Annotated in this window: 8 protein-coding genes; all 8 read left to right on the top strand. The window is 35.6% G+C overall.

Going from position 1 to position 5,934, the window contains the following annotated elements; genetic code table 11:
- The coding region (gene fliD / locus WBF61_RS02015; RefSeq protein WP_424253460.1) for a flagellar filament capping protein FliD at positions 1-720 on the top strand (720 nt) is incomplete at its 5' end.
- Between the two features lie 21 nt (positions 721-741).
- The gene (locus tag WBF61_RS02010) at positions 742-1,107 is read left to right on the top strand and encodes a flagellar cap protein (RefSeq protein WP_424253458.1); all 366 of its coding nucleotides are present in this window, start codon (positions 742-744) and stop codon (positions 1,105-1,107) included.
- Positions 1,108-1,194: 87 nt separating this feature from the next.
- Complete coding sequence (gene fliS, locus WBF61_RS02005) at positions 1,195-1,557, top strand: flagellar export chaperone FliS (protein WP_424253457.1); 363 nt, start codon at positions 1,195-1,197, stop codon at positions 1,555-1,557.
- Between the two features lie 425 nt (positions 1,558-1,982).
- A complete protein-coding gene (gene flgB / locus WBF61_RS02000; protein ID WP_424253455.1) occupies positions 1,983-2,363 on the top strand; it encodes a flagellar basal body rod protein FlgB in 381 nt (126 codons plus the stop codon).
- 24 nt (positions 2,364-2,387) lie between these two features.
- Positions 2,388-2,822 carry a flagellar basal body rod protein FlgC gene (gene flgC, locus WBF61_RS01995; protein ID WP_424253454.1) on the top strand — a complete coding sequence of 145 codons (435 nt, stop codon included), beginning with the start codon at positions 2,388-2,390 and terminating at the stop codon, positions 2,820-2,822.
- Between the two features lie 29 nt (positions 2,823-2,851).
- Positions 2,852-3,160 carry a flagellar hook-basal body complex protein FliE gene (gene fliE, locus WBF61_RS01990; RefSeq protein ID WP_424253453.1) on the top strand — a complete coding sequence of 103 codons (309 nt, stop codon included), beginning with the start codon at positions 2,852-2,854 and terminating at the stop codon, positions 3,158-3,160.
- 27 nt (positions 3,161-3,187) lie between these two features.
- Complete coding sequence (gene fliF / locus WBF61_RS01985) at positions 3,188-4,825, top strand: flagellar basal-body MS-ring/collar protein FliF (protein WP_424253452.1); 1,638 nt, start codon at positions 3,188-3,190, stop codon at positions 4,823-4,825.
- Positions 4,826-4,843: 18 nt separating this feature from the next.
- Positions 4,844-5,839 carry a flagellar motor switch protein FliG gene (gene fliG / locus WBF61_RS01980; RefSeq protein WP_424253461.1) on the top strand — a complete coding sequence of 332 codons (996 nt, stop codon included), beginning with the start codon at positions 4,844-4,846 and terminating at the stop codon, positions 5,837-5,839.
- The last annotated feature ends 95 nt before the right edge of the window (positions 5,840-5,934 follow it).

Below are 5,934 nucleotides of genomic sequence, written 5' to 3'. Positions count from 1 at the left end.
GCAATTGATGGTGTTACACTAACACTTAAAGCACTCACTGAAGCAGATAAACCAATGACTATAACGGTAAAAGAAGATACGGCTAAAACCGAGAAAGTGATCCAAGATGTTGTAGACCAATACAACTCTATTTTAACGTTTATAGGAGAACAACTAAGTGTTGGTGATCCCTCTGCAGAGAAAAATAAAACAGGTGCTTTAGTTGGTGATAGTTCATTAATGCGATTGGAAACGGGTCTTCGTTCGTTAATGACGGCTAATGTGAATAATGGCAGTACGTCTGTGAAAAATATGAAGGACGTAGGTATAACCGTTGATCGCGAAGGAAAAGCTACATTAGATACAAAAAAATTAAAAGAAGCATTGGCTAATGACCCAACAGCTGTGAAAAATCTGTTCTTTACTCCTGATAAGACTGAACCAGGTATTGAAGGCGAACCCGCAGTTAAAATCAATGAAGAAAATGGTATGGCTCAAAAAATGCGTTCGTTGATTGATAGCTATATTTCTGAAAAAACGGGTATCATAACAAATAAATCGAATACGTTTGATAAAGAAATGAAAGACATTAGCAAAAGTATTACCAGTTTTAATGAACGCTTAGAAAAAAAACGGTCAAATTATATCGCGATGTTTACGCGTTTAGATACCGTCATGATGCAAGCGGAATCTCAAATGGCTTATTTAGCGAGTCAATTCAACCCGCCAAGCTCTAAATAGTTCTAGAAAAGAGGGTAGAAAATGACAAAAAGTTATGAATGGAATGAGTTGCGCTCTAATGTATTGGATACAATCTGGCAATTACTAATCTCCTGGGATGGGACGACTGAAGAAGCTCTAAAAATTACTGAAAAGAATCAAGAAAATTTAATACAGTGGAAAGAAATGCATAAACAAGTAGCAACGAACGAGTTTTTACCTTATACTGAAACCGAAAACGAAAAACAAGCGGATATTTTACGAATCCAACAAATGATCTTGACCAGTATCGGCAACGAAAGGTTAGTAGTGATGTCTCAGATGAAACAAATTAATCAAAAAAATAAAGTCCGTGACAATTACGTCTCAGTGAAACGTGAACCACTGTTTGTTGATAAAGGCTTATAAAAAATCAGTGATCATCTATAATCGGAAATTTATCTTAGATGGTCATTACATAGGTAAGACTAAATATAGAAAAAGGAGAATGGCTAAGTGAGTTATAGAAATGTACAAAATGTATATAAGCAAAACCAAATTCTAAATGCGACACCTAAGAAATTAGTTATCATGTTGTACGAAGGTGCTATCAAGAACTTAAAGTTAGCTGAACTTTCTGCTGTGGAAAAGAAAATTGAACAAACAAGCAACGCTTTAATTAAAGCGCAAGACATCATACAAGAACTAATGGTAACCTTAGATTTTGAAAATGGTGGAGAAGTTGCTGAAAATCTTAACCAATTGTATAATTATTTTATGACAGAGCTAATTAAAGCGAACAGCACTAAAGACCCTGAGAGTATAAAACAAGTTCGGGAATCTTTAGAAGAACTTCGAGATACGTGGATTGAAATTTAAACGAAAAATTGTCGGATTTTAGACACATTTCGTTAAAAAAAAGACGCTTTTTTTAAACCTTGAATTAACAGTGTTATCTTTGCTTTTTTATAAGAGTAAAGATTTTTTCTTTTTTTGGAAAGTAAGCGTTTTATAGTATTTAAAGGCTTGGCAACAGTTTGCTTTGCAAACTAATGTCAAGTCTTTTTTTTATATCAACAAAATAGATGAAAAACATTTGAAAAATAAACAAACTAAAGTTATTGCTCAATGATTTGAATTCAGTTATACTAACGTTCGTGGAGAGAAAAATAATATATATTCAAAAAGCCACACGTTATCCTAATATTCATTAATAACACTCGTGTTTTTCTCGGTGAATATACATGTTATATAAATTAAATTTCATACAACCAACAAAAAAATTTAAGAAGAAAGGATATTAAATGAGTAATTCTGCGTATAATTTAATTAAGAATGCCCTTGACGCTACAGAGTTAAGACAACAAATGATTTCAAGTAATATTGCGAATGTGAATACACCTGACTACAAAGTCAATAAAGTTGATTTTGAAAATAGACTAGAAAAAGCCTATGAAGGAATCGGAATGAGAAAAACGAACGTTCGACATATAGGGATTGGCAATCCGGATGAAGTTACAGCCGTTGTAACGAAACGCACAAATTCTATCGTGAAAGAAAACGGAAATAATGTAGATATTGATATGGAAATGACCGATGAAGCTGCGACATCGATTCAGTATAATGCACTTATCACCCAACTAAATGCCAAGTATTCTATGATTCATAGCGCCATCACAAAATGATAAGAAAATCTGGAGGACGAAACAATGTCGATTTTTAATTCCTTACATATTAACGCGAGTGGTTTAGGTTTAGAAAGATTAAAACTAGATACCATTTCGACTAATATTGCCAATATTAATACCACACGAACAGAAGACGGCGGAGCTTACATAAAAAAAGAAGTGCTTTTTGAAGAAAGTCTTAAACACGTCAAATCTTCTTTAACAGGAAATGTAGAGAAAAAAAGTTTTGGCGTAAAAGCAACAGAGATAGCAGAAAACGAGGATGGAATAGTGATGGAGTACAATCCGACACATCCAGATGCGGATGAGAATGGGTACTTACAATTGTCAAACGTCAATATGGCAGATGAGATGATTGACATGATTACAGCACAACGCAGCTACGATGCAAACGTTACAGCGATGAATGCCAGTAAAGAAATGTTGAAAAAAGCTTTAGAAATTAGAACAAATTAAAAAATCGATGATCGTAGAGGAGAATGTAAGTGAACATAGAAAAACTAGCAACTAGTTTATTAACGGGTGTGAGTCAACCTGCTACACAAGGAATTAAAGTGCAAGAAGCACCTGAATCCGGATCGTTTTCAGGGATGGTTGAACAAGCAATGGTGAATTTAAATGATAAACAATTGGCAGCCGATCAAGCTGTTCAAGGTCTTGTAGCAGGAGATGCCGATAACTTACATACGGTCATGATTCGCACATCAGAAGCTCAATTAACCTTAGATTTAGCCTTGCAAATGAGAAACAAAGTTTTAGAAGCGTACAACGAAGTAAAAAATATGCAATTTTAATGAGTGATTAAGGGAGCTACAGCACTAATGGGAAATGTTCAAAACACAATGAATGGAATCAAAGAAGGTTGGTCTGGTCTAAGTAGACAAAAGCGTAGCAGCTTAGTTATCTTATTGATTTTAATTGCATCAACCGTAATCGGTGTAACCTACTACACACAAAAAGTAGAATACGCGACTTTGTTTTCTAACTTAGAAGAAACAGATGCAGGGACAATCGTAAATGATTTGAAAACAAAAAAAGTGAAATATAAATTAGAGGATAACGGAACGACCATCTTAGTGGATAAAGAACAAGTCGATACATATAGAATCGAATTAGCCGTTAACGACTTATTGCCACAAAATTCGACCGGCTTTGAAATTTTTGATACGACGAGCATGATGGCAACAGATGAAGACCGAAAAATTATGTATCAACGGGCAGTGACTGGGGAACTAGAGCGGTCTATTTCTGCGTTAGATTCGATTGAAACAGCTAAAGTCTTATTGTCTATGCCAAAAGAAAGTGTCTTTACTAGTCAAGAAGATCAAGCCAAAGCATCGGCTTCTGTAGTCTTAACGACAAGTAACGGTCAAATACCGGATAACTCAGCTGTTCAAGGGATTGCGTCATTAATTGCTGGTGCGGTTGAGAATTTACCAAAAGAAAACATTAAAATAGTGGATACAAAAGGCAACTTGTTAAGTGCCGCTTTAGAAGACGACGCGAGTTTAAACGCTACCGATATGGTAAGCAAGTACCAAGCGATTAAAAACCGTTATGAACAAGAATTAGAAGTGAAATTAGCAGAAACGTTAGGTCCAATTTTTGGAGAAGAAAATGTCAATGTTGCTGTGAGCGCAGATTTGAACTTTGACTCTGTTCAAAAAGAACGCGTGACGTATTCAGATGAACCAGTTTTGAGAAGTGAAACGGTTTCTGCTAGTGGTGGAACGATTGATGTTGCTGGCGGAACTGGGACAGATAACGTAGTAAATGAAATTGTTGAAGGTGAAGGCGGAGCAAGTTCTTCTTATGACCGAACAGCGAACTATGAACTAGATACAGAAACAACGAGTACAGCCCAAGCGCCAGGTTCACTGAATCAATTATCAACTTCTATTATATTGAATAAAACATTGAGTAAAGCAGAAGAAGATCAAGTTTTAGAAATCGTTAAGATGACAATTGGCTTTGTCGAAGAACGCAACGATCAACTTACGGTTCAAGGAATGGAATTTGCAAATAATGATGAAGAGATTATTCCAGAAACTCCTCAAGAGATTATCGGCAATACCATTAAAGAAACGTTACTAAGAGATTGGCCATATCTAGCAGGTGGATTAGGCATTCTTCTTTTATTGATTATCTTATTAACAGTAGTTTTAAGGAAATCAAAAAATAGGAACGACGATGAGTTAGATTTTGAAGAACCAGAAGAAGATAAAACAGATGATACGTTAGCGAGTGAACTAGACGCTATTCGTTTACAAAAACTAAAAGACAAACAAGAAAAGTTATCTAAACGTGAACGAATGGAGAAAAATGATAGAGAAGCAGCTGAATTAACAGAAGAGTTAAATCAAGCGATGTCTGTTAAGGAAAAAGCAGCCAGAGAATATGCGAAAGAAAATCCAGAAGCTTCTGCAGATTTGATCAAAATATGGATGAAAGACGAGTAGGTGGCTAATGTGCAAGAAATGGATGGTATAAAAAAATCGGCAATCTTATTGATTTCCTTAGGGTCTGAAACGGCAGCGAAAATTATGAAAACTTTGCCGGATCATTACATTCAAAAAGTCAGTTATGAAATTGCGAATATTGATTATGTGAAACCAGAAGAACGCGATGCCATTGTGAATGAGTTTATTGAATTGACTCAAGCGAGAGAATACATGATTGATGGTGGAATTGATTACGCTAAAAACTTATTGAATATGGCTATCGGCCCTCAAAGAGCAAAAGAAGTTATCGATATGTTAAACCAAATACAATTACGTGAGCGACCATTTAATATTGCTAGAAAAGCTGATCCGCAACAACTAACGAACTTATTGCTGAATGAACAACCTCAAACAGTTGCGTTAATTTTGTGCTACATGCAACCGGATAAAGCAGCGTTGATTTTATCTCAGTTTCCACTGCATTTGCAATCAGAAATTGCAGAAAGAATTGGAACAATTACGAGTACCTCGCCAGCAATTATTGAGAAGATTGAAAAAGTCATTGAAAATAAATTTTCGAATTACATTGAAAATGATATGGAAACCGTTGGTGGAGTTAAGACATTGGTTGAAATCCTTAATTCAGTTGGCAGAAGTACAGAGAAAAACATTATCGGCGTCTTAGAAGAAAAACAACCCGAATTGGCTGAAGAAGTTAAAGCGAGCCTATTCACCTTTGAAGACATCACAACTCTTGAAAGAGGAGATGTTCAAAAAGTTCTTAGAGAAATTAACAATGATGACTTGGCGTTGGCGCTTAAAGGTGGATCAGATGAAATCAAAGAATTTATCTATGCGAATCTATCTGAACGTGCAGTTGAAACACTCAAAGAAGATCTACAATTCATGGGACCTTCACGTTTGTCAGCTGTAGAAGAAGCACAACAACGAATCGTTTCCGTTATCCGTATGCTGGATGAGAAAGGCGAAGTTTATTTGAGAAGAGGAGAACAAGATGCCATCATCTCATAATGTTATTAAACGAAACCATTCCTTTGCAGAGCAACAAACGTCACTAATTCAAACTAAGTTAGCTGTTCCCAAGGTAATCAGTGTTCCAGAGGAAA

It is taken from the genome of Carnobacterium sp., assembly GCF_049673005.1.
Taxonomy (GTDB): Bacteria; Bacillota; Bacilli; order Lactobacillales; family Carnobacteriaceae; genus Carnobacterium_A.
This window is presented reverse-complemented; position numbering and strand designations above follow the sequence as displayed.